The organism is Collinsella sp. TF12-2AT, from assembly GCF_003436735.1.
Lineage (GTDB): Bacteria > Actinomycetota > Coriobacteriia > Coriobacteriales > Coriobacteriaceae > Collinsella.
On the sequence record NZ_QSQK01000016.1, the window covers coordinates 21,390 to 41,024 of the forward strand.

Here is a 19,635-nt window from a genome sequence, read left to right on the forward strand (position 1 = left end):
AATACGGTCTATTGGTGCCTTATTTTGGCGCAAACAGACCGTATTCCACCGCAAGTTATAAAAGGGTCATGAGGAGCGCGTTTTGCAAAAGGCTTTAAGCGCAGCCGTTACGGGGCCAGGCTGGAAACGTCGGCGCACATCGTCGAGACGCTCGGGAATATCGATGTGCTGCGGGCAGTGACGTGCGCATTTGCCGCACTTGACGCAATTGCTCGCCAGCTTGGGCTCGTTCGTTCGCACCGCACTCGCCGTAAAGTACTGAGACAGCCCCGTAAACCAACTATGCGCGTAGCTCGCGTTGTAGGCGCCAAAGCAGCCGGGAATATTGATGCCCTTGGGGCACGGCATGCAGTAGCCGCACCCCGTACAGGGCACGCGATTCGATTTCTCAAACTCTCCCAGCACACGTGCGATGGTGTCGAGCTGCTCTGTCGTCATCGAATTCGGAAGTGCGCGATCCGCCAATGCCGCGTTCTCGTCCACCTGTGCGGTATCGGTCATGCCCGAAAGCAGCATCGTGACCTGAGGATGGTTCCACACCCACGAAAGTCCCCAGGCGGCAGGAGTGCGCAAATGCGGGTCACGGGCGTCATCGAGCACGGCGCGGGCCCGCGGAGGCAGCTTGCCCGCCAGGCGTCCGCCCAAAAGCGGTTCCATCACAAACACCGCGAGCCCGCGCTCGGCGGCTGCTATAAGTCCCGCCGCTCCCGCTTGGTAGCGCTCTCCAGCGTAGTTGTACTGAATCTGGCAAAAATCCCAGTCATACGCGTCGAGCATCGTCAGGAAGTCCGCCGCACTGCCGTGATACGAAAAACCTATCTGGCGAATACGCCCCGCAGCATTTTGGTGCGCAATCCAGTCCTCGATACCCAACGCCACCACGCGTTCCCACTGGGCGGGCGAGGTAATGTTGTGCATAAGGTAATAGTCGATATGATCGGTCCGCAGGCGGCGCAGTTGTTCGTCGAAAAACCGGTCGAAATCCTCCGCGCACTTGCACGAAGCGTGCGGCAACTTAGTCGCCAGCAACACCCGGTCGCGCAGCCCCAAGCGCTCAAGTGAGGCGCCCACGCACACCTCGTTACCGGGATAGAGATACGCGGTATCCAGATAATTAATCCCCTGCTCCACCGCACGGGAAATGATGGCATCGGCTGTCTTCGCATCGGGGTGTCCCGGCGCACCGGGAAATCTCATGCAGCCCAGACCCAGAGCGGATATTCGGTTACCACTTTTGGGGTCAACGCGATATTGCACGGCCCCTCCTTTCGCCATCAGCGCCCCGGCAAGGCGAAACACAATGGTCACGCGGCCGAAACATCGTGGAATCGCAATCGAGAACGTATCGTAACGCAGCAGAAATCGAGCTGTCACGGCACCGCTTTAACATCAGCAAAAAGCCCGATGAAAGGAGCCGCCCATGCCCGCGCTCGACCTTTGGAACCTCGCCTCCCAGCTCAAAAGCAACGATTATCGCTGGGTCGACCTCACCCACACGCTCTCATGCGACACCCCGCACTGGTTTGGCTTTAAGCCATTTGAGTCCACCAAGCTCTTCGACTACCTGCCCGGCACGCCCGAGGACATGCTCGCGCCCATGCGTTGCTTCCAGTATTCGGTCGCCTCGCAGTACGGCACCCACGTCGACGCGCCGCGCCACTTCCATGTCGAGGGTCGTTCCCTTGGAGAGATTGAACCCATCGAGTTTATGCATCCGCTCTGCGTGATCGACAAGCATGAGGAGTGCGCCGCGAATCCCGACTTTATCCTGACCATCGAGGACCTCAAAGCCTGGGAGGATGAGCACGGTCGCATTCCCGAGGACGCTTTCGTCGCCTTCCGCTCCGACTGGTCCAAGCTCGCCGACCTCGAGAACAAGGACGAGGACGGCCAGCCCCACTACCCCGGCTGGGACCTCGGCGCCATCAAGTGGCTCGTTGAAGAGCGCGACATCGGCGCCATCGGCCACGAGCCGGCTGACACCGACCCGGCGAGCGTGACCACGCGCGAGGACGCCTACCCCTACCCCGGCGAACAGTACATCCTCTCGGTCGACCGCTATCAGATCGAGGTCATGGACCATCTAGACGAGCTTCCCGCCACGGGCGCCGTCATCTTCTGCACCTTCCCCAAGGTGCGTGATGGCGTCGGATATCCCGCACGTGTCTTTGCGGTCTGCCCCGCGTCATAAGTTCCCATGCGTTTGTTCTTCTAAATACGGCCATCCGGTGCACGCGACATGGCCCGGCGGCATACAATCCATCAGGCGCCCCATACGCGGGCGCCTTTTTATGGGGAGATGATTCACATGCAGATCAACAAGGTCGCCTTCATCGGCAAGGGCGGCGTGGGCCTGCTCTACGGCAGCATGATCACCCAAGCGCTCGGCAACGACGCCGTCGAATACGTTATGGACGACGCGCGCTTTGAGCGCCACGCGGGTGATGCGCTCACCGTCAACGGCAAGCCCTGCGCGCTCAAGTCCGTCCGCGCGAGCGAGGCGACGCCCGTCGACCTGGTCATCCTCACGGTCAAGACAACCGGGCTCGATGTGGCGCTCAAAACCCTGGAAAGCGTCGTGGGACCCGACACGCTGATCGCGTCGCTGTGCAACGGCATCACGAGCGAGCAGAAGATTGCCGAGCGCTTTGGCTGGGAGCACACCGTCCTTGGTATCTGCCAGGGCATGGACGCCGTATTCCTCAACGGGGAGCTCACCTATACCAATGCCGGCGAGATCCGCTTTGGTGCGGCAGCGGGCACCGACCCCGCAACCGTTATCGCCATCGACGAGCTCTACACGCGTTGCGGCATCGCCCATACCGTCGAGCACGACATCGCACATCGCATGTGGGCCAAACTCATGCTCAACGACGGCATCAACCAGACCTGTATGGCCTACGGCGGCACCTACGGAAGCGCTACGGAGCAGGGCTCCGAGCAGCTCCGCAGTTTTGTCTCCGCCATGCGCGAGACGCTTGCAGTCGCCAATGCCGAGGGCATCGAGCTCACCGAGGCAGACCTAACGCAGATGGTGCGTCTCATAAAAGGGCTCGATCCCGCCGGCATGCCCTCGATGGCGCAAGACCGCATCGCTCAACGCAGAACCGAGGTCGAGGAATTTGCGGGTACCATCTGCCGCCTCGCGGCCAAGCACGGTATCCAGGTGCCGCAAAACGAATGGCTCTATTCGCGCATCCGCGAAATCGAGGCCAGCTGGTAACGCCGCCGCACCGCATCCAACAGTCTCAATAGCAAAAACCGCCGCAAAGGGCACTCCCCTTGCGGCGGCTTCCTTCTTCATCTATGGGCAAAACCAGCTTCACAACGGCTAGCGCCGCACCTGCGGCGTCTCGTCCTCGTCATCGCGGCAAAGGGTCACGCCCGCACTTCCCAGCAGCGCTGCTGCGATGAGCGCGCCGACCACAATAGGAGCAGCCCCGCACGAGCCCTGCATGCCTGCGACAAACGCAGCTGTAGGGCCAAGACAGCCAAGTACCAATGCGACGGCGGCGATAGCGATATCTCGAGCGTTCATGAGACCACTTCCTCCACGAGAAAGACCTTATTTCTCATGAACCAGTGTGCCCAGCATGCATACGCCCAGCGTACCGCCACGGTAAGGGCTCTGTTAACTCAAACGCACATAAAGAAAGGGCGGCTTTACGTTGCCTAAAAGCTCAGCAAAGACGCCCGCCCATCATGTGCCTATTTTGCTCTGATGGCAGATTACCAACCGGTATAGTAGTCGGTGGTTCCGGCAGCACAGCCGGAGTCATAGACCTTGCACTCGCCCTTGGAACCGGTAAACGTGGAGCCTTGGGCCTTATCGCCCGCGGCAACGACGTAGTAGCCATCGGAATCGCGCCAAAAGCCCTCGGAATCCTGCGTCCATTCGCCCGTGCGGTGGTGATACAACACGTTGCTGCTGTAATAGGTCTCGCGGCGGCCGTTATAGTTATTGACGCCGCTCAAGCGCGTCAGACCCGAGCCGTTCGCGTAATACGCAGCAGACGTGTAAGACGGGCTGGAGCCGGCGTTGCAATACGAAGCCTGGGCGGCCGCGGCCTCGGCCTCGACGGCCTCAAACTCAAGCGCCTCACGCTTGGCATCCTCGAGCGTGGCGCGCAGCTCGTCGAGCTCGGTCGACTTGGCGTCGACCTCCTCCATCGTCAACAGGTTGCCCGCACCGTCGATGCAACCCTGCAACACAGTGCGCTCGTCATCGGTGGCATAGTCACCGTACATGTTCATGATGATCTGGGCGCGGACCTCTAGGGAATCGCGCTTGGCCCCCATAGAGGCGTTCCACTCCTGCATAGAGCCATAACCGTCGCCGCGGTAGTCGACGGGCTGCACCAGCGTCGCCTCGGACGGCGTAGATCCGACCGTATCGGATAGTGTTGCCGCGTGGGCATCAGTTGCGCCGGCGCCCATCAAAAGTGCCACGGTCAGAGCAGCGGAAAGGGCGGCGGCTTTCGGTTTTCGTGAATCGATCCTCATGTAGCTGGAAACCTCCGTAGTGCGTTTTTGCTGCGTTTAAGCTGCGTGTGATTCGATCGTGCTGCATAGTACCCCGAGCAAATCGCGACCTGCGGTTTTTCTCAAAAGGTGCACGTCATTTGCGTAAAACTCACATCCGCTCAACAGGAGTTTTCCACAACTCGAATGCATAAAGCGTGTCAAAAACCCTGTTTTTGCACCCTCTCTATGCAAAAAAGGCGCCTGTGCAACCATTGTTCGCACAGGCGCCTTGAGCAGGCATTTTATGCAGTTATACCTATCGAGACGCAAGGGGTCCTTGCACAAGTCGCCTTACTCGTCCAGCGCGGCGAAGGCCTGCTTCAGATCCCAAATGATATCCTCGGCGTTCTCGGTACCGATGGAAAGACGGATCGTGGAGGGCGTGATGTTCTGCTCGGCGAGCTCCTCGGCAGAGAGCTGGGAGTGCGTGGTGGTAGCCGGGTGCACGACGAGCGACTTGACGTCGGCCACGTTGGCGAGCAGCGAGAACACCTGCAGGTGATCGATGAACTTCCATGCAGCCTCCTGGCCGCCCTTGATCTCAAAGGTAAAGATTGAGGCACCGCCACGGGGGAAGTACTTCTGATAGAGCTCGTGATCGGGGTGCTCAGGCAGGCTCGGGTGATTCACCTTGGCAACGTGGCTGTCGCCGGCAAGGGACTCAACGACCTTCTTGGTGTTCTCGACATGGCGGTCGACGCGCAGCGACAGAGTCTCGGTGCCCTGGAGCAGGACCCAGGCGTTGAACGGGCTGATGCAGGCACCCTCGTCACGCAGCAGGATGGCGCGGACATAGGTTGCGAAGGCGGCGGGACCGGCGGCCTCGGCAAACGAAACACCATGGTAGGAGGGGTTGGGCTCGGCGATCTGGGCGTACTTTCCGCTCGCCTTCCAATCGAAGTTACCGCCGTCGACGATCACACCGCCCAGCGAGGTGCCGTGGCCGCCGATGAACTTGGTCGCGGAGTGGACGACAATGTTGGCACCATGCTCCAGCGGACGGAACAGATACGGGGTGCCGAAGGTGTTGTCGACGACAACCGGCAGACCGTGCTTCTTGGCGATCTCGGAGATGGCGTCGATGTTGGGGATGTCGGAGTTGGGGTTTCCGAGCGTCTCGAGATAGATGACCGTGGTGTTGTCCTTGATGGCACCCTCAACCTCTTCCAGGTTATGGGCATCGACAAACGTGGTCTCGACGCCAAACTGGGAGAGCGTATGCTCCAGCAGGTTGTAGGAGCCACCGTAGATGGTCTTCTGAGCCACCACGTGGTCACCGGCCTGGGCAAGGGCCTGCAGGGTATAGGTGATGGCAGCAGCGCCGGAGGCGACGGCAAGACCTGCCACGCCGCCCTCGAGTGCGGCGATACGGTCCTCGAAGACACCCTGGGTGGAGTTGGTCAGACGGCCGTAGATGTTACCGGCGTCGGCAAGACCAAAGCGGTCGGCGGCGTGCTGGGAGTTGCGGAACACATAGCTCGTGGTCTGGTAGATGGGCACGGCACGGGAGTCGGATGCGGGATCGGCGCTCTCCTGGCCAACGTGCAGCTGCAGGGTATCGAAACCAAAGGTGTGCTCAGGGTTGTTGATGAACTGGCTCATGATGATCTCCTTGATCGAACGAAAGTAAATAAAAAGAGAGAAGTAATTCGCTGTCTCCTGATCACGCCGACGGGCGCAAACAGGAGCCCGGCATTCGTCTTGGTAAGCAATTCATATGCAGGCCTCCTTTCGCGTCCCGGTTCCGTAGTTGGCTTAATTACCTACCGCCTTTGTGTGTTTTGAATAGTACGGGCATTGTCTCCCTCGGTCAATCACTTAAATGCGCTAACTTGTTATCGGTTTTTTAGATAGCTATCGAAAGGACGGGCGCCAATGACCCTCCAGCAGCTTCGCTTTTTGATCGCCGTGGCAGAGTCCGGATCGATCAACGCCGCAGCCCAGCGCCTCTATACGGCACAGTCCAATATCTCCAATGCCGTCAAAAGCCTAGAGCAGGAGCTCCATCTGGAGATCTTTACGCGCTCCAGCCGCGGCGTCACGCTCACCAACGACGGCACCGAGCTTTTGGGCTATGCGCGCCAGGTCGTAGAGCAGGCCGACATGCTCGAGGCGCGCTACGAGGACGGCGGCACCCCGCAAGCCCGCCTCGCCATTTCCGCCCAGCACTACGCCTTTTCGGTCGAGGCCTTTGTCAACGTGGTCGAGCGCTGCCGCGACAGCAAGTTCGAGTTCATCATGCGCGAGACCACCACAGCGCAGATCATCGACGACGTACGCGCGTTTCGCAGCGATATCGGCATTCTGTATCTGGACGACTTTAACGCCCGCGTTCTGCAGAAGGCCTTCGCCGATGCCCGTGCAAGCTTCCATCCCCTATTCGACGCGACGGTCCACGTCTTCGTGAGCGAGCGCCACCCGCTCGCACGCCGCCCGCAGCTGTCCCTTGCCGACCTCACGCCCTATACGCGCTACAGCTTTGAACAGGGGACCTCAAACTCCTTCTATTACGCCGAGGAACCTTTTAGCTATATCCCTTGCGACCGCAACATACGAATCTCGGACCGCGGAACACTTACTAACTTACTTATCACGTCGAACGGTTACACCCTGTCGACCGGTGTCCTCTCCAATGAAATGCAATGGGGTATGGCATCGATCCCGTTAGCAGACGCCCCAACGATGCACGTAGGCTATATCATGCACGACGAGCGCAAGCCCTCTCCCCTCTTGCAGCAATACCTCGACGAGCTCAACCGCATCATCCATGCCAACTAACTGTCGGAAGACGGGGTAGAAATCGTAGATTGCCAGCCCCCGGCGGGCATGGCGCTACAATGGTCACTCACATGAAACGCACTCAACGAAAGGAAGCCCGTGAAGGTCATCATCTATACCGACGGCTCGGCCCGATCAAATCCGGGGCGCGGCGGCTACGGCGCCGTGCTCAAATACACCAACCCCGCCGGCAAGACCTTTACCTCCGAGCTTTCGCGCGGCTACGCCAAGACCACCAACAACCGCATGGAACTCATGGCGGTTATCGTGGCGCTCGAGGCGCTCAACCGCCCCTGCGAGGTCGAGGTCCATTCCGATTCGCAGTACGTCGTCAACGCCTTCAACAAGCACTGGATTGACGGATGGAAAAAACGCGGCTGGAAGACCGCCAACAAGCAGCCCGTTAAGAACCGCGACCTGTGGGAGCGTCTGCTTGCCGCAAAGAGCCAGCATAAGGTGGAGTTCATCTGGGTGAAGGGGCATGCCGGCCATGAGCTCAACGAGCGCTGCGACGAGCTTGCCACCACCGCAGCCGACGGAGCCAACCTCGATATCGACGCCGGCTTTAACGAGAGCGACCTGTAGCGGCGTTTTCGCACGCTTTTGCGTCCCCCTCGCGCTACACTCGTCCTGTAGACCAAACAATGCAAGGGGGACACATGCTGCGCATAGCGACCATCGGCACATCCATGATCACCGACGACTTTATCCAAGTCGTCAATGCAAACGACCAGGCTGTATTCGTAGGCACGCTCTCGCGCAACGCCGAGCGCGGCGCTGCCTTTACCGCTGAGCGCGGCGGCGAGCGCAACTTCACCGCACTTGACGAGCTTGCGTCCACCGACGACGTCGACGCCGTCTACATCGGCAGCCCCAATGCGCTCCACTACGAGCAGGCGCTCGCCTGTATCGCCGGAGGCAAGCACGTTATCGTCGAAAAGCCCTTTTGTGCCACCGAGGCGCAGGCGCTCGAGGTCTTTCGCGCAGCCGAGGCGGCGGGCGTCGTAGCCCTCGAGGCCATGCGCCCGCTTCACGATCCCGCTTTCCACGCCATTGAGGACGCTCTGGGCGAGATCGCCCCCATCCGCCGCGCCTCATTGCGCTTTGGCAAGTATTCTTCGCGCTACAACGAGGTTCTCGTGGGGCGCGCCACCAATATCTTCGACTGCCACATGGCCTCGGGCTCCCTCATGGACATCGGCGTCTATACCGTCGAGCCCATGGTCGAGATCTTCGGCATGCCCTCCGGTCTCACCAGCATGACCACGCTGCTCGATCCCTCAACGCAAGAGCTCACCCATGGCCCCATCGACGGTTGCGGCTCCATTCTCGCCAGCTATGGCGGAGGCCGCATCTCCGTCGAACTTGCGCATTCAAAGATCACCAACGACCTGCTGCCCTCGCAAATCGAAGGCGAGCGCGGCACCATCCAGATTGACCATCTGTCCACGCCCCGCAACGTACGCATCGATTATCGCGGCGACGTCGTGCGCGGATCGGCGACCGAGGCGCCGCGCGAGCAAGGCGACAACGGACGCGCGCTCGACCTTCCCAAATCGAGCAACACCATGGAGTACGAGCTCGCCGACTTTATCACCGCCATCGTCGGCATCGATAGCATTAAGGACGAGATCTGGGAAACGCCTGCCGGGCGCCATGAGCTTGGCCACTATCGCGATGTCACGCTTGTCTCGCTGCGTATCATGGATGCCGTGCGCCAGCAGGCCGGCATTACCTTTCCCGCTGATTCAGTCAAGCAGGCCTAGCGATGGGCTTCTTCGAAACGTTCTTCTCCAGCGTCACCGGCGGCAGTCGAGAGCCTCAAAAACCATCAAACGTCGAGCTCGAGCTGCGCCGCAGGCTTACTGTGCTCGCAAGCGACGAGGCCACTCAAGACACTCCCCTGCGCTATTTCCTACGCTGGGAGGGGCAAGTCCAAGGCGTTGGTTTTCGCTTTACCAACACCAACCTCGCACAGGCACGCGCACTCACCGGCTGGGTGAGTAACATGGAAGACGGGTCAGTCGAGATGGAGATACAGGGAGCTCCGGCAAACATCCTGTCTCATCTCGAGGCGCTTCATGCCTCCTATGAGCGCATGGGAACGCGTTTTCGCCTCGTAGACGCCCAGACCCGAGCCCCATTTGCCCATGAAGACGGTTTCATTCCTCGTTATTAGTATTGTGTGCTAAATACGGTATCATTTACCTACGACCGTTGATAGAAAAGAGGCGAGGCGCATGGCGGTGCAAAGAAGGAATACCAAGCAGCGAAAGCTGGTTCTTGACGCTGTGCGCCAAAGCTATAACCATCCCACCGCCGACGAAATCTACAACGCCGTACGCGAACAGGATGACAAGATCAGCCGCGGCACGGTCTACCGCAACCTCAATCTCTTAGCCGACGCAGGGGAGATTCTCTCTATTAAGACGCCGGGCGGCAGCCGCTTCGATCGCACCATCGAGCCGCACGCACATATCATCTGCACCTCGTGCAGCCGCGTCATCGACGTGCCGCTCCCCTTCGATGCCCAACTCGACGACAAGGCGTCCGAGCAAATCGGCTGGGACGTCACCTCGCACTACACCATCTTCGAGGGCCTCTGCCCCAACTGCCGGTAGATGTTTGGGACATGCCTTAAAATCTCCCTTTCCACCGATGGCGGCAAAAAGTAGATTTCTAGGCATGCCACATATATCTACTCGGCGAGCAGGCGATGCAGTTCCTCTTCGACCGTGCGCACGTAGCGGACGCGGTCGTTGATGCCACGCATAGAGGGATTGCAGTTCTCCATTAGATAGGGATGGCCCACTACATTGAGCATGTCGCGGTCGTTTTCGTTATCGCCAAACGCCATCATCTCATCGGGCGAAATTCCCAGGACACGACCATAATCGGCAAGCGCGGACCCCTTGCCCGAGTCAAAGCCGATAAAGTCAGTCCATTCGGTTCCCGACGTCATCACATCGACTCGGTCGCTAAAGAGACGCTCGAAATACTCCAGGGCCACCGGCTGATCAATTTCGGGCGTCTGGAAGGCAATCTTAATGACATCCTCGTCGATGTCCTCGGGACGGTCGACCACCGCCACATCGCAGTGGACCTCATAGCGCAAATGGTCGACGAACGCATCGTTGCCGCTCATGGTGTAGAGGTGCCCCTCGCACGAAAGGGTCACGTCGGCATGGGGATACGCAACCACGGCATTCGCGATATCCATAGCAAGGCTACGCTCCATGGAACGCTTGACAACGGCATGCCCCTCGCTCATCACCAGGGCTCCGTTTTCGCATACATAGGCGAGCTCATCGGCCACCGGGGCAAACAGGTAGCGCAGGCTCGCATATTGACGGCCGCTCGCCGGCATAAACACAATGCCGCGACGATGTAGCTCATCGATGAGCTCAAACGCCTCGGAACGCGGCTCGCGCTCCCCCGGATGCAGCAACGTGCCATCCAAATCGCAGGCGATCAGCTTGATTCCCTCAAGACCCATATGTTTCCCCCAAAACATCTCATCAACAGCAAGACGGACTTTGAATCGTTGCCTCTCAAAGTCCGTCTTGCATATATGCGCGTTAACCACGCGCCGCCTTTACGATTGTAAAGTCGGGAGCCATACTCACGACAACATCCGCCGCGCTCGACGCAAAGCGCCGACTGGCATCGAGCTCGCGCGTAACCACCGAGAGCCGAACACCCTCGACACCCCGGAGCATGCGGCCCAAAACAGGCTGCACCGGCGTATACATGCGCACGGTATGCTCGTCCGAGTCGCCTCGGAAAAGCGGCGCGTGCATATTGCCGATCTCCCAGCACGCATGCGCGAGCGCAATCGGGTCCATGCGGTCAACTTCGACTAAATAAACCTCGGCGCTGCGCAGGCGCACGACAACCGCCACGGGCGCCATGCCCGAACGGTCAATGGCGAGCACGTCGCCGTCGGCAAGACGACCGCCGTCGGACGCCAGCCGAACATCGACCGTGCGCCCCAGCTCCGTCACGCCCGCAAACGCGCATACATCAGCCTGGTCCCAATCGAGCAGCAGCTCGTCAACTTCAAAGACACCACCCAGCTCCCGGCGAAGCAGGAGTTCATAGGACGGATCGTTGAGATTTCCCAAGCATGTCGTCGAAACCAAGCGTTCAGGCATGCTCTAGCCCTCGACCTCGACGAGCTCGATATCAAAGTTGAGGTCCTTGCCGGCCAGCTCGTGGTTGGCGTCGAGCGTCACAGCCTCGGGCGTCACGTCAATGACGACGGCGGGGACGGGCATACCGCTCGGCGTGGACAGGAAGAGCTTCATGCCCTTCTCGATCTGCTCGATGTTGGGAACCTGCTCGGCCGGGAAGGTCAGGACCATCTCGGGGTTGTGCTCGCCGTAGGCATCGGCAGCCGGGATGTGCACAGTCTTCTTCTCGCCCACCTGCATGTCGACAACAGCAGCGTCGAAGCCCTTGATCATCTGGCCGGCGCCGCAGGTGAACTCCAGCGGCTCGCCGCGATCGTAGGAGCTATCGAACTGCGTGCCGTCATCGAGCGTGCCGCGATAATGAGTCTTAACCTTCTTGCCCTGGTTGGACATGGTAACCTCCGTGATAAGGGCGGCGCACAACGCGGACCGCCATGAACATATGGCGCTAACTATACCCTAGTCATACAATTCAAGGACAGTTTGCAAAGAAACGCTGCAACCGGAGGAACTATGGCATTTCCCGTATTTGACCTACACTGCGACACCGCCGATCGCATCGGCTGGGCCACGCTCGATCTCGACCTGCGCTTTACCGCGGGCACCGACGGGTATTTCCCCGGCGACGAAACGCATCCGCAGGATTTCGACCTCATCGAGGGCAACGCCTGCGCCATCTCGCTCGCAAAGATCGGCAATACGCCGTGGGCACAGTGCTTCGCCACGTTTGTCCCCGACGAGATTCCCACCGCCCACGCCGCGCGCTTCCAGGCGCAGATCATGGCGCACATGAGCGGCCAGGCAATGCTCAACCACGACCGCATGGTCAACGTACGCAGCGCCGCCGACATTCGCCCTGCGCTCAAGGGCGGCAAGGTCGCCTGCATCCACACTATCGAAAACGCCACGTTCTTTGCCGAGGACCCCGCGCTGATCGAGGTGCTCAAGAGCTTGGGCGTGCTCATGTCATCACTCAGCTGGAATGCGCAGGGACCGCTCGCGAGCGGACACGATACCCACGCCGGCCTCACCGCCGCCGGCATCGAGGCGCTTACGCAGATGGAGCACGCCGGCATGGTGCTTGACGTCTCCCATCTTAACGACGAGTGCTTTGACGAAGTTGCCGCCCGCGCCACGCGCCCCTTCGTCGCCAGCCACTCCAACTCCCGTGCGGTTTGCGGCGTCAAGCGCAACCTTACCGACGACCAGTTCCGCACCATTCGCGACATGGGCGGCATCGTCGGCCTCAACTACTGCAGCGAGTTCCTGTCTAACGAAGCAACCGACGAGACCGCTGCAGATGTCACCTTCGACCAGCTGGCGGCCCATATCGAGCACTGGCTCGACCTGGGCGGCGAGGACGTCATCGCGCTCGGCGGCGACTGGGACGGCGCCACGGTGCCCGCTTTCCTCTCCGATGCCAGCATGATGCCCGAGTTCCAGAACATGCTCTCCAAGCACTTTGGCAAGACCGTGATGCAAAAGCTCTGCAGCGACAACGCGCTTGCCTTCTTTGAGCGTTATTAGTTTCACATCCCTTGAGCGGGCCGGCATGCCGAACGGTCGACATGCCGGCCCGTCCCCAACCCAAAGGACCGCTTTTGACGCAGCAATTTACGATTTCCGTATCTCGACCGGATGGGACGGCCTTGCCCGTCATCGTTACCAAAAAACGCGTCAAGAACTTCAACCTACGCGTCACATCGAGCGGTGAGGTCCACGCCAGCGCACCGCTCGGCGCCGGTCGCGAGCGCATCGAAGCGTTTGTGAAGCGCAACAGCGCCTGGATTATCGGCCGACTTGCCCAGCGCGAGCAACGTCAGGCGACGGCGCGAGGGCCGCTCAGCCCCTCGTCCATCATTGCACTTTGGGGCAAGCCCATCACGGTACAGGACGCACTCGATCACAACTTTGCATCGCCCGCACCGCGGCCCAAGCAGGCCACCTTCGCAAGTTTTATGGGTACCGACGAATCGGACGAAGGCCCACAGGCCAAGCGGCGCGCAATCCTCGACGGCCTAACGTCCGACGAGCTCCAAGCCCACATCGACCAGCTCTATACGTCCGAGGTCACATCGGCGCTGCGCGATATGGTGCACGCGTACGAAATCGCAATGGGTGTCGCCGTCTCCCGCGCCTCCGTGCGCAGCATGAAGACGCGCTGGGGCTCATGCACGCCCAAAACCGGCGCCATTCGCATCGCACGCGAACTGGCCGCCTACCCTGTCGAATGCCTCGACATGGTTGTCGCCCACGAGCTCGTTCATCTGCTCGAGCCGAGCCACAATCAACGGTTCCATGCCCTGCTCGACACGTACTGCCCCGACAATAGAGCCCTGTCGCAGCGGCTCAAAAAACCGCCCGCCGACGAGCTCTAGCGTCGCCTAACGCACGCGCTCGATCTCGACACCGCAGCTTGCCAGGGGCAGGCCAACAGGAGCCCACGGCTTATCGAGCTTTATGCGCACACCAAGCAGCGAGGGATAACGGCGCAGCAGCATCTGGGCCGCCCCCTCGGCTGCCGCCTCGATGAGTTTAAACGTATGCTCGCGCAGATAGCCATCGACATCGTGGCACACCGAGCCGTAGTCAATCGAGGCGTCCAGGTTATCGTGCTCCCCCGCTGCACGCAGGTCGGCATAGAGCACCAAGGACACGATGAACTTCTGACCCAGCGCGTTCTCCTCGGGATACACGCCATGGTTGGCAAAAACCTCTAGGCCGTCAATGACAATACGATCGGCATGGCGCAGATCGTCATAGTTCACGTGAGGCACCGCCGTCGCAGTAGAAATTTCACCCCTACCACGACGGGCGAGCTCAGCACCCTCAGTCTTGGTTGCATTCTCGGGCAGCTTCTTGTTACTCATCGCGATCGTCTCCTTCGTTTAGAACCCCGACCGCGCAAATTAACTACACGCGAATCGACAGGTTCTTTTTATCATCGCTCCAGTTGCAAGCATTGCGCGCGGGGCATGCAAAGCAGGCGCGCGACGCTTTGTCGGCTGCATAGAGCAGACGCTCAAGCGGTTGGCTGTTCACGCGCAGCTTTCGATGACCCAGAATGGCCGTCTTAATGGCTGCGGCATCGGCCGACTCAAACGCCACGTCATCGGGCATGCCGGCGAGTATTGCATCAGCGACGCGCTCGCTTGCAACATCATGGGATATACCCGATTCGTACTGTTCATCTTTGCCGATATCGTGAAGAAGTGCCGTGGCGTAAATGACCTCGCGGTCAAATTCGAGCTGCTCCTCGAGATTCTTGATCCACATAATGCGAGCGACATCAAGCAGATGGTCAATACCGTGGCGGCAGAAGATGCGCCCCGATTCCAACTGTGCAATGTTGCCCAGGTGCCGCCGGAACAGCCCGTTGGCACAAATGTAATCAATGCGAGGCATGGCGCCAAAGGGGGCCAGGCCCGAAGCCATAAAGCCGCGACGCGACGTCCCCTCATCGGTCTTCGATGTAAAGTCGTTGACGACTCTCATGGTTAGCGGTCCAGCATCCTAAAGAAACGCTCCTCGAGCGCGGGATCGGTCTCAAAGACGCCGCGGCGAGCGAGCGTCACGGTCTTGGTGCCGGGCTTTTGCACGCCACGCATCGTCATGCACATATGCTCGGCCTCCATCAACACAATCGCTCCCTGGGGAGCGAGATACTCCATGAGGGCATCGGCAACCTGCGCACACAGCTGCTCCTGCAGCTGCAGACGGCGGGCATAAACCTCAACCGTGCGAGCAAGCTTGGAAAGCCCGGCCACCCGACCGTTAGGGATATAACCAATGGCGGCCTTGCCATAAAACGGCAGCAGATGATGTTCGCACAGCGAGTAGAACGTGATGTCGCGCTCGATAACCAAATCGTTCGAAGCGACGGCAAAGGTTTTGGACAGGTGCTCCTCGGCACTCTGGTCCACACCGCCGGCGATCTCGCCATACATACGGGCAACGCGCGCCGGGGTCTCCAGCAGGCCCTCACGAGTTGGATCCTCGCCTATGCCCTCAAGCAACAGCTTAATGGCGGCCTCGACTTTTTCCTGATCGACCATCTGGGCCTCACTTTTCCGATTTCACGTTCGCACTATGGTACCACGCCCTCCGGCATCGACCACAAGCTACATAGTATGGGTCGAATAGACCGGATCATCGCGCCAAAGTTCAACCGCATCACAAAGCGCAACGCCCTCGCGCTCAGCACGGGCGCGCGTAGCGTTCATATCGATCACGCGCTGGTTGCTCGAGCCCCTAAAGCGCAGCGTGATATCGTACAGGTCCTGAACAAACGGGCCGTCCACCAACATGTCGAGGCAGGCAAGAATGCGGTCCGTCACCTCGGTATGATGACGACCACCCGGCATAAGCTCCTCGAGCACGTCACCGGTAAAGCACCAAATGGTCTTCCCCGACCCCACTGGATAGGCCGCGCGAACACGCTCGACAAACTCAACGAGCCCCGCCTGATTCTCGGGCTCCATGGGCTCGCCGCCCAGAATCGTCAGACCATCGATAAAGGGATGATCGAGACTCTTGATAATCTTGTCCTCGACGGCACGATCGAACGGCTCACCCGCAGCAAAGTCCCACGCAACAGAGTTAAAGCAATTCTTGCACCCACGACGGCACCCGCTTACAAACAGAGAAGTACGAACGCCTTCTCCATCAGCAATGTCGAAATACTTAATGTTCGCGTAGTTCATAGGTAACCTTCCTGGGGGTCTGGAGTATATCATCCCGTCCTCAAACATTCTCGGCCTTCGGCCTGCGAAACTGCGGGCGGGACGATATACTCCAGACCCCTCGCGAGCGATACTCAATGAACTCAGCGAACATCGAGTATAGGGTTCGAGGTCCAATAAAAACAATGCTGCAGCTCAACCGTTATCGCAAGCAAAGCGTTGTTGCAAGTCAACTCATTTCCGCTAAAAACTTCGAGGAGTGAGCAGACCGCGTGCTGCATCTCAGCTACATCAACTTGGCTGAGCCGAGAGGGCCGCTTGGGCTTTTGCTCGATATGAGTTCCGCACGCAAAGAAGGCCACTTAATGTGGCCTTCGTCTTGCGCAGGACTGTCCGAAATAGCGAGCAAATGCCCAAGCGGCCCTCTCGGCTCAGTCCCGGAGCGGTATTAGAGATGCAGCACGCGGTCGCGGATCTCCTCGGTTCGACCCTGGTTCCAGAACTGGGTACCGATGTAGCCGCACGTACGACGAGCGACGTTCATTTTCTCCTGGTCGCGGTTGCCGCAGTTGGGGCACTCCCACACCAGCTTGCCATCGTCCTCAACAATCTTGATCTCGCCATCGTAGCCGCACACCTGGCAGTAGTCGCTCTTGGTGTTGAGCTCGGCGTACATGATGTTGTCGTAGATGTACTGCATCACGCGAATGACAGCCTTGAGGTTGTCCTGCATGTTGGGAACCTCGACGTAGGAGATAGCACCGCCCGGCGAAAGCTGCTGGAACATGCCCTCGAACTTGAGCTTGTCGAATGCGTCGATCTCCTCGGACACGTGGACGTGGTAGCTGTTGGTGATGTAGCCCTTGTCCGTCACGCCCGGGATAATGCCAAAACGACGCTGCAGGCACTTGGCGAACTTGTAGGTCGTCGACTCAAGCGGGGTGCCGTACAGCGAGAAGTCGATATCGCTTTCGGCCTTCCACTCGGCGCACTTGTCGTTCATGCGCTGCATGACGGCCATGGCAAACGGCGTGCCCTCCTTCTCGGTGTGGCTGTGACCCGTCATGTACTTGACGCACTCATACAGACCGGCATACCCCAAGCTGATGGTGGAATAGCCGCCCACGAGCAGCTTATCGATCGTCTCGCCCTTCTTCAGACGCGCCAGGGCACCGTACTGCCAAAGAATCGGCGCGGCATCCGAAAGCGTGCCCATCAGACGCTCATGACGGCACAGCAGGGCACGATGGCACAGCTCAAGGCGCTCATCGAAGATCTTCCAGAACTTGTCCATGTCCTGATGCGAGCTCAGCGCGACATCGGGCAGGTTGATGGTCACAACACCCTGGTTAAAGCGACCATAGTACTTGGGCTTGTTCGGGTCATAGTTCAGCGCGTTGGCCACATTGTTAAATCCGTTACCGGAGCGGTCGGGCGTCAAGAAGCTGCGGCAACCCATGCAGGTGTAGCAATCGCCGTTGCCAGCGGTCTCGCCCTTAGACAGCTTGAGCTCGCGCATCTTCTTCTCGGAGATGTAGTCGGGCACCATGCGCTTGGCGGTGCACTTGGCAGCCAGCTGGGTCAGGTAGAAGTACGGGGAATTCTCGTGAACATTATCGTCCTCGAGTACATAGATAAGCTTGGGGAATGCCGGGGTAATCCACACACCGGCTTCGTTCTTAACGCCCTCATAGCGCTGACGAAGCGTCTCCTCCACGATCATGGCAAGGTCGTGCTTCTCCTGCGCTGAGCGAGCCTCGTTGAGATACATAAAGACCGTCACAAACGGCGCCTGGCCGTTTGTGGTCATAAGGGTCACAACCTGATACTGAATCGTCTGGACGCCGCGACGGATCTCGTCACGCAGACGGTCCTCAACGACCTCACGGACCTTTTCGGCAGATGCCGAAACACCGAGCTCCTCGAGCTCGCGGGCAACCTCGCCGCGAATCTTTTGACGGCTCACCTCAACAAACGGGGCGAGATGGGTCAGTGAAATAGACTGGCCGCCGTACTGGGAGGAAGCAACCTGGGCGATAATCTGCGTCGCGATGTTGCAGGCAGTCGAGAAGCTGTGCGGCTTCTCGATCAGCGTGCCCGAGATAACGGTGCCGTTCTGGAGCATGTCCTCCAGGTTCACCAGGTCGCAGTTATGCATGTGCTGGGCAAAGTAGTCAGAATCGTGGAAGTGGATCAGGCCCTCATTGTGGGCATCCACGATCTCCTGGGGCAGCAGCACACGCTGAGTCAGATCCTTTGAAATCTCGCCGGCCATATAGTCGCGCTGGACGGAATTGACGGTCGGGTTCTTGTTAGAGTTCTCCTGCTTGACCTCTTCGTTATTGCACTCGATCAGCGACAGAATCTTGTCGTCGGTCGTGTTCTTCTGGCGCTTCAGGCTCTGAACATAGCGATAGATGATGTAGTGGCGGGCGACCTCGTAGCAGTCGAGACGCATGATCTCGTCCTCGACCAAATCCTGGATCTCCTCGACCGAAACGGTGTGGCCCGCGTTCTCGCATGCCTCGGCGACGTTTTGCGCCGCATAAACCACCTGGCGGTCGGTAAGACGAGAGCTCTCCTCGACCTCCAAGTTTGCGGCGCGGATGGCATTGACGATCTTATCGATGTCAAAGACAACCTCGGTGCCGCTGCGCTTGATGATCTTCATCCTCTTGCCTCTTTCGCGTCGTAGCCTCATTGCGCTTCAGAGCCAAACGATGCCCGGCAGGGCCTGCCCCTGCCTTGCGGCGCCGTCGCGCAATCTGTGTTCTCGATAAACCATAAGCCTCCATGCGGACATTCCCTAGAGCCAATCAAGCGGTTCAAGGACACGTTCAAAAGAGGCAGTTAAGGTCTTCGTTCTCTGTCCGCCATCTATCATACGACAAAGAAGCATCTATATCCTGTATTCTTTTTTTAGGTCAAACACAACATATAGTGTTTCAGCAGGTCAAAGCAATTGGTCATTTTGCAGACGCATTAAAAATGAGGGGTATTTGACAAGTCGGTAAAACGTTACCAACACGGCTACCTGCATGGCAGTTATAAAACCCCCTTAGTCAAGCCGCTGACAAATCCTACCAAAACCAAGCCGCTCACGCCAAAAGAATCCAAAAGATTATGCTTGACCAACATGTTGCGGTCGTGCCTTGCCGAGCTCCATGCAACCGCGGCACGAATCCTTGAAAGATATGTGCATGCAAACGGAGAAGATGGGAGTTTTCTCGGATGACTACTGAGAAGCATTCCGGAAGATCAAAAACTCGATATTTGGTGACGTATTTGGCGACCCATTTGGCGACGTAAAACAAAACAGCCCAGAGGCGTTGCCTCTGGGCTGCGAACATTTGGTGGGCGTTAGAAGATTTGAACTTCTGACCTCTTCCGTGTCAGGGAAGCGCTCTCCCCCTGAGCTAAACGCCCAAATGGAGCGGACAACGGGGCTCGAACCCGCG

Annotated in this window: 21 protein-coding genes and 1 tRNA gene; 9 read left to right on the forward strand and 13 right to left on the reverse strand. The window is 59.1% G+C overall.

Annotated elements, in window-relative coordinates:
• Nucleotides 1-66 precede the first annotated feature (66 nt).
• Nucleotides 67-1,257, reverse strand: coding sequence for an aldo/keto reductase (locus DXD24_RS09285; protein ID WP_117646576.1), 1,191 nt, complete (start codon nucleotides 1,255-1,257; stop codon nucleotides 67-69).
• A gap of 163 nt (nucleotides 1,258-1,420) precedes the next feature.
• On the opposite strand from DXD24_RS09285, the gene DXD24_RS09290 reads away from it, so the two are divergent.
• Both DXD24_RS09290 and DXD24_RS09295 read left to right on the forward strand, forming a co-directional pair.
• Nucleotides 1,421-2,191, forward strand: coding sequence for a cyclase family protein (locus DXD24_RS09290; protein WP_117646577.1), 771 nt, complete (start codon nucleotides 1,421-1,423; stop codon nucleotides 2,189-2,191).
• Nucleotides 2,192-2,308: 117 nt separating this feature from the next.
• Entirely contained in the window at nucleotides 2,309-3,223 is a 915-nt protein-coding gene (locus DXD24_RS09295) for a ketopantoate reductase family protein (protein WP_233502382.1), read from the forward strand.
• A 108-nt stretch (nucleotides 3,224-3,331) separates the two neighbouring features.
• Here the strand turns inward: DXD24_RS09295 and DXD24_RS09300 are convergent, their stop codons facing one another.
• The 3 genes from DXD24_RS09300 to DXD24_RS09310 form a co-directional block, all read right to left on the reverse strand.
• On the reverse strand, nucleotides 3,332-3,538 hold the full coding sequence (locus tag DXD24_RS09300) for a hypothetical protein (RefSeq protein WP_117564436.1): 207 nt from the start codon (nucleotides 3,536-3,538) through the stop codon (nucleotides 3,332-3,334).
• Nucleotides 3,539-3,729: 191 nt separating this feature from the next.
• Nucleotides 3,730-4,503, reverse strand: a complete 774-nt coding sequence (locus DXD24_RS09305; RefSeq protein ID WP_117646579.1) for a hypothetical protein — start codon at nucleotides 4,501-4,503, stop codon at nucleotides 3,730-3,732.
• A 312-nt stretch (nucleotides 4,504-4,815) separates the two neighbouring features.
• Nucleotides 4,816-6,126: an O-acetylhomoserine aminocarboxypropyltransferase/cysteine synthase family protein gene (locus tag DXD24_RS09310; protein WP_117646580.1), complete on the reverse strand. Its 1,311-nt coding sequence runs from the start codon at nucleotides 6,124-6,126 to the stop codon at nucleotides 4,816-4,818.
• 273 nt (nucleotides 6,127-6,399) lie between these two features.
• On the opposite strand from DXD24_RS09310, the gene DXD24_RS09315 reads away from it, so the two are divergent.
• From DXD24_RS09315 to DXD24_RS09335, 5 genes are all read left to right on the forward strand, one after another.
• A complete protein-coding gene (locus DXD24_RS09315) occupies nucleotides 6,400-7,302 on the forward strand; it encodes a LysR family transcriptional regulator (protein WP_117646581.1) in 903 nt (300 codons plus the stop codon).
• Between the two features lie 99 nt (nucleotides 7,303-7,401).
• Nucleotides 7,402-7,887 (forward strand): ribonuclease HI, encoded by a 486-nt coding sequence (gene rnhA, locus DXD24_RS09320; RefSeq protein WP_117646582.1) that lies wholly within the window; start codon nucleotides 7,402-7,404, stop codon nucleotides 7,885-7,887.
• Between the two features lie 74 nt (nucleotides 7,888-7,961).
• Nucleotides 7,962-9,068: a Gfo/Idh/MocA family protein gene (locus DXD24_RS09325; protein WP_117646583.1), complete on the forward strand. Its 1,107-nt coding sequence runs from the start codon at nucleotides 7,962-7,964 to the stop codon at nucleotides 9,066-9,068.
• A 2-nt stretch (nucleotides 9,069-9,070) separates the two neighbouring features.
• Nucleotides 9,071-9,481 (forward strand): acylphosphatase, encoded by a 411-nt coding sequence (locus tag DXD24_RS09330; RefSeq protein ID WP_117646584.1) that lies wholly within the window; start codon nucleotides 9,071-9,073, stop codon nucleotides 9,479-9,481.
• Between the two features lie 61 nt (nucleotides 9,482-9,542).
• Nucleotides 9,543-9,923, forward strand: coding sequence for a Fur family transcriptional regulator (locus DXD24_RS09335; RefSeq protein ID WP_199407998.1), 381 nt, complete (start codon nucleotides 9,543-9,545; stop codon nucleotides 9,921-9,923).
• Nucleotides 9,924-10,000: 77 nt separating this feature from the next.
• On the opposite strand, the gene DXD24_RS09340 is transcribed toward DXD24_RS09335, so the two are convergent.
• From DXD24_RS09340 to DXD24_RS09350, 3 genes are all read right to left on the reverse strand, one after another.
• Entirely contained in the window at nucleotides 10,001-10,798 is a 798-nt protein-coding gene (locus DXD24_RS09340; RefSeq protein WP_158550179.1) for an HAD-IIB family hydrolase, read from the reverse strand.
• Nucleotides 10,799-10,880: 82 nt separating this feature from the next.
• The gene (locus DXD24_RS09345; protein ID WP_117646586.1) at nucleotides 10,881-11,456 is read right to left on the reverse strand and encodes an urease accessory protein UreE; all 576 of its coding nucleotides are present in this window, start codon (nucleotides 11,454-11,456) and stop codon (nucleotides 10,881-10,883) included.
• 3 nt (nucleotides 11,457-11,459) lie between these two features.
• Entirely contained in the window at nucleotides 11,460-11,888 is a 429-nt protein-coding gene (locus tag DXD24_RS09350; RefSeq protein ID WP_035138874.1) for a peptidylprolyl isomerase, read from the reverse strand.
• Between the two features lie 120 nt (nucleotides 11,889-12,008).
• Here DXD24_RS09350 and DXD24_RS09355 point away from each other — a divergent pair, with 120 nt between their 5' ends.
• Together DXD24_RS09355 and DXD24_RS09360 are read left to right on the forward strand one after the other, a co-directional pair.
• Complete coding sequence (locus DXD24_RS09355) at nucleotides 12,009-13,022, forward strand: dipeptidase (protein ID WP_117646587.1); 1,014 nt, start codon at nucleotides 12,009-12,011, stop codon at nucleotides 13,020-13,022.
• A 122-nt stretch (nucleotides 13,023-13,144) separates the two neighbouring features.
• Entirely contained in the window at nucleotides 13,145-13,873 is a 729-nt protein-coding gene (locus DXD24_RS09360) for a M48 family metallopeptidase (protein WP_233502383.1), read from the forward strand.
• Nucleotides 13,874-13,879: 6 nt separating this feature from the next.
• Here DXD24_RS09360 and folB read toward each other — a convergent pair whose 3' ends face one another.
• From folB to DXD24_RS09390, 6 genes are all read right to left on the reverse strand, one after another.
• Complete coding sequence (gene folB / locus DXD24_RS09365; RefSeq protein ID WP_117646589.1) at nucleotides 13,880-14,365, reverse strand: dihydroneopterin aldolase; 486 nt, start codon at nucleotides 14,363-14,365, stop codon at nucleotides 13,880-13,882.
• A gap of 43 nt (nucleotides 14,366-14,408) precedes the next feature.
• On the reverse strand, nucleotides 14,409-14,990 hold the full coding sequence (locus tag DXD24_RS09370; protein WP_192934622.1) for an HD domain-containing protein: 582 nt from the start codon (nucleotides 14,988-14,990) through the stop codon (nucleotides 14,409-14,411).
• Nucleotides 14,991-14,992: 2 nt separating this feature from the next.
• Entirely contained in the window at nucleotides 14,993-15,550 is a 558-nt protein-coding gene (gene folE / locus DXD24_RS09375; protein WP_117564447.1) for a GTP cyclohydrolase I FolE, read from the reverse strand.
• Between the two features lie 66 nt (nucleotides 15,551-15,616).
• Nucleotides 15,617-16,198: an anaerobic ribonucleoside-triphosphate reductase activating protein gene (nrdG, locus tag DXD24_RS09380; RefSeq protein ID WP_117564448.1), complete on the reverse strand. Its 582-nt coding sequence runs from the start codon at nucleotides 16,196-16,198 to the stop codon at nucleotides 15,617-15,619.
• A gap of 427 nt (nucleotides 16,199-16,625) precedes the next feature.
• Nucleotides 16,626-18,848, reverse strand: a complete 2,223-nt coding sequence (gene nrdD, locus DXD24_RS09385; protein ID WP_117564449.1) for an anaerobic ribonucleoside-triphosphate reductase — start codon at nucleotides 18,846-18,848, stop codon at nucleotides 16,626-16,628.
• Between the two features lie 680 nt (nucleotides 18,849-19,528).
• Nucleotides 19,529-19,603: transfer RNA gene (locus tag DXD24_RS09390), tRNA-Val, on the reverse strand.
• Nucleotides 19,604-19,635 lie beyond the last annotated feature (32 nt).

What these genes read in the sequence shown, in the direction of transcription:
- DXD24_RS09290 (WP_117646577.1), top strand. Translation starts at nt 1,421, where the DNA reads ATGCCCGCGCTCGACCTTTGGAACCTCGCCTCCCAGCTCAAAAGCAAC.
- DXD24_RS09295 (WP_233502382.1), top strand. Translation starts at nt 2,309, where the DNA reads ATGCAGATCAACAAGGTCGCCTTCATCGGCAAGGGCGGCGTGGGCCTG.
- DXD24_RS09300 (WP_117564436.1), bottom strand. Translation starts at nt 3,538, where the DNA reads ATGAACGCTCGAGATATCGCTATCGCCGCCGTCGCATTGGTACTTGGC.
- DXD24_RS09305 (WP_117646579.1), bottom strand. Translation starts at nt 4,503, where the DNA reads ATGAGGATCGATTCACGAAAACCGAAAGCCGCCGCCCTTTCCGCTGCT.
- DXD24_RS09310 (WP_117646580.1), bottom strand. Translation starts at nt 6,126, where the DNA reads ATGAGCCAGTTCATCAACAACCCTGAGCACACCTTTGGTTTCGATACC.
- DXD24_RS09315 (WP_117646581.1), top strand. Translation starts at nt 6,400, where the DNA reads ATGACCCTCCAGCAGCTTCGCTTTTTGATCGCCGTGGCAGAGTCCGGA.
- DXD24_RS09325 (WP_117646583.1), top strand. Translation starts at nt 7,962, where the DNA reads ATGCTGCGCATAGCGACCATCGGCACATCCATGATCACCGACGACTTT.
- DXD24_RS09330 (WP_117646584.1), top strand. Translation starts at nt 9,071, where the DNA reads ATGGGCTTCTTCGAAACGTTCTTCTCCAGCGTCACCGGCGGCAGTCGA.
- DXD24_RS09335 (WP_199407998.1), top strand. Translation starts at nt 9,543, where the DNA reads ATGGCGGTGCAAAGAAGGAATACCAAGCAGCGAAAGCTGGTTCTTGAC.
- DXD24_RS09340 (WP_158550179.1), bottom strand. Translation starts at nt 10,798, where the DNA reads ATGGGTCTTGAGGGAATCAAGCTGATCGCCTGCGATTTGGATGGCACG.
- DXD24_RS09345 (WP_117646586.1), bottom strand. Translation starts at nt 11,456, where the DNA reads ATGCCTGAACGCTTGGTTTCGACGACATGCTTGGGAAATCTCAACGAT.
- DXD24_RS09350 (WP_035138874.1), bottom strand. Translation starts at nt 11,888, where the DNA reads ATGTCCAACCAGGGCAAGAAGGTTAAGACTCATTATCGCGGCACGCTC.
- DXD24_RS09355 (WP_117646587.1), top strand. Translation starts at nt 12,009, where the DNA reads ATGGCATTTCCCGTATTTGACCTACACTGCGACACCGCCGATCGCATC.
- folB (WP_117646589.1), bottom strand. Translation starts at nt 14,365, where the DNA reads ATGAGTAACAAGAAGCTGCCCGAGAATGCAACCAAGACTGAGGGTGCT.
- DXD24_RS09370 (WP_192934622.1), bottom strand. Translation starts at nt 14,990, where the DNA reads ATGAGAGTCGTCAACGACTTTACATCGAAGACCGATGAGGGGACGTCG.
- folE (WP_117564447.1), bottom strand. Translation starts at nt 15,550, where the DNA reads ATGGTCGATCAGGAAAAAGTCGAGGCCGCCATTAAGCTGTTGCTTGAG.
- nrdG (WP_117564448.1), bottom strand. Translation starts at nt 16,198, where the DNA reads ATGAACTACGCGAACATTAAGTATTTCGACATTGCTGATGGAGAAGGC.
- nrdD (WP_117564449.1), bottom strand. Translation starts at nt 18,848, where the DNA reads ATGAAGATCATCAAGCGCAGCGGCACCGAGGTTGTCTTTGACATCGAT.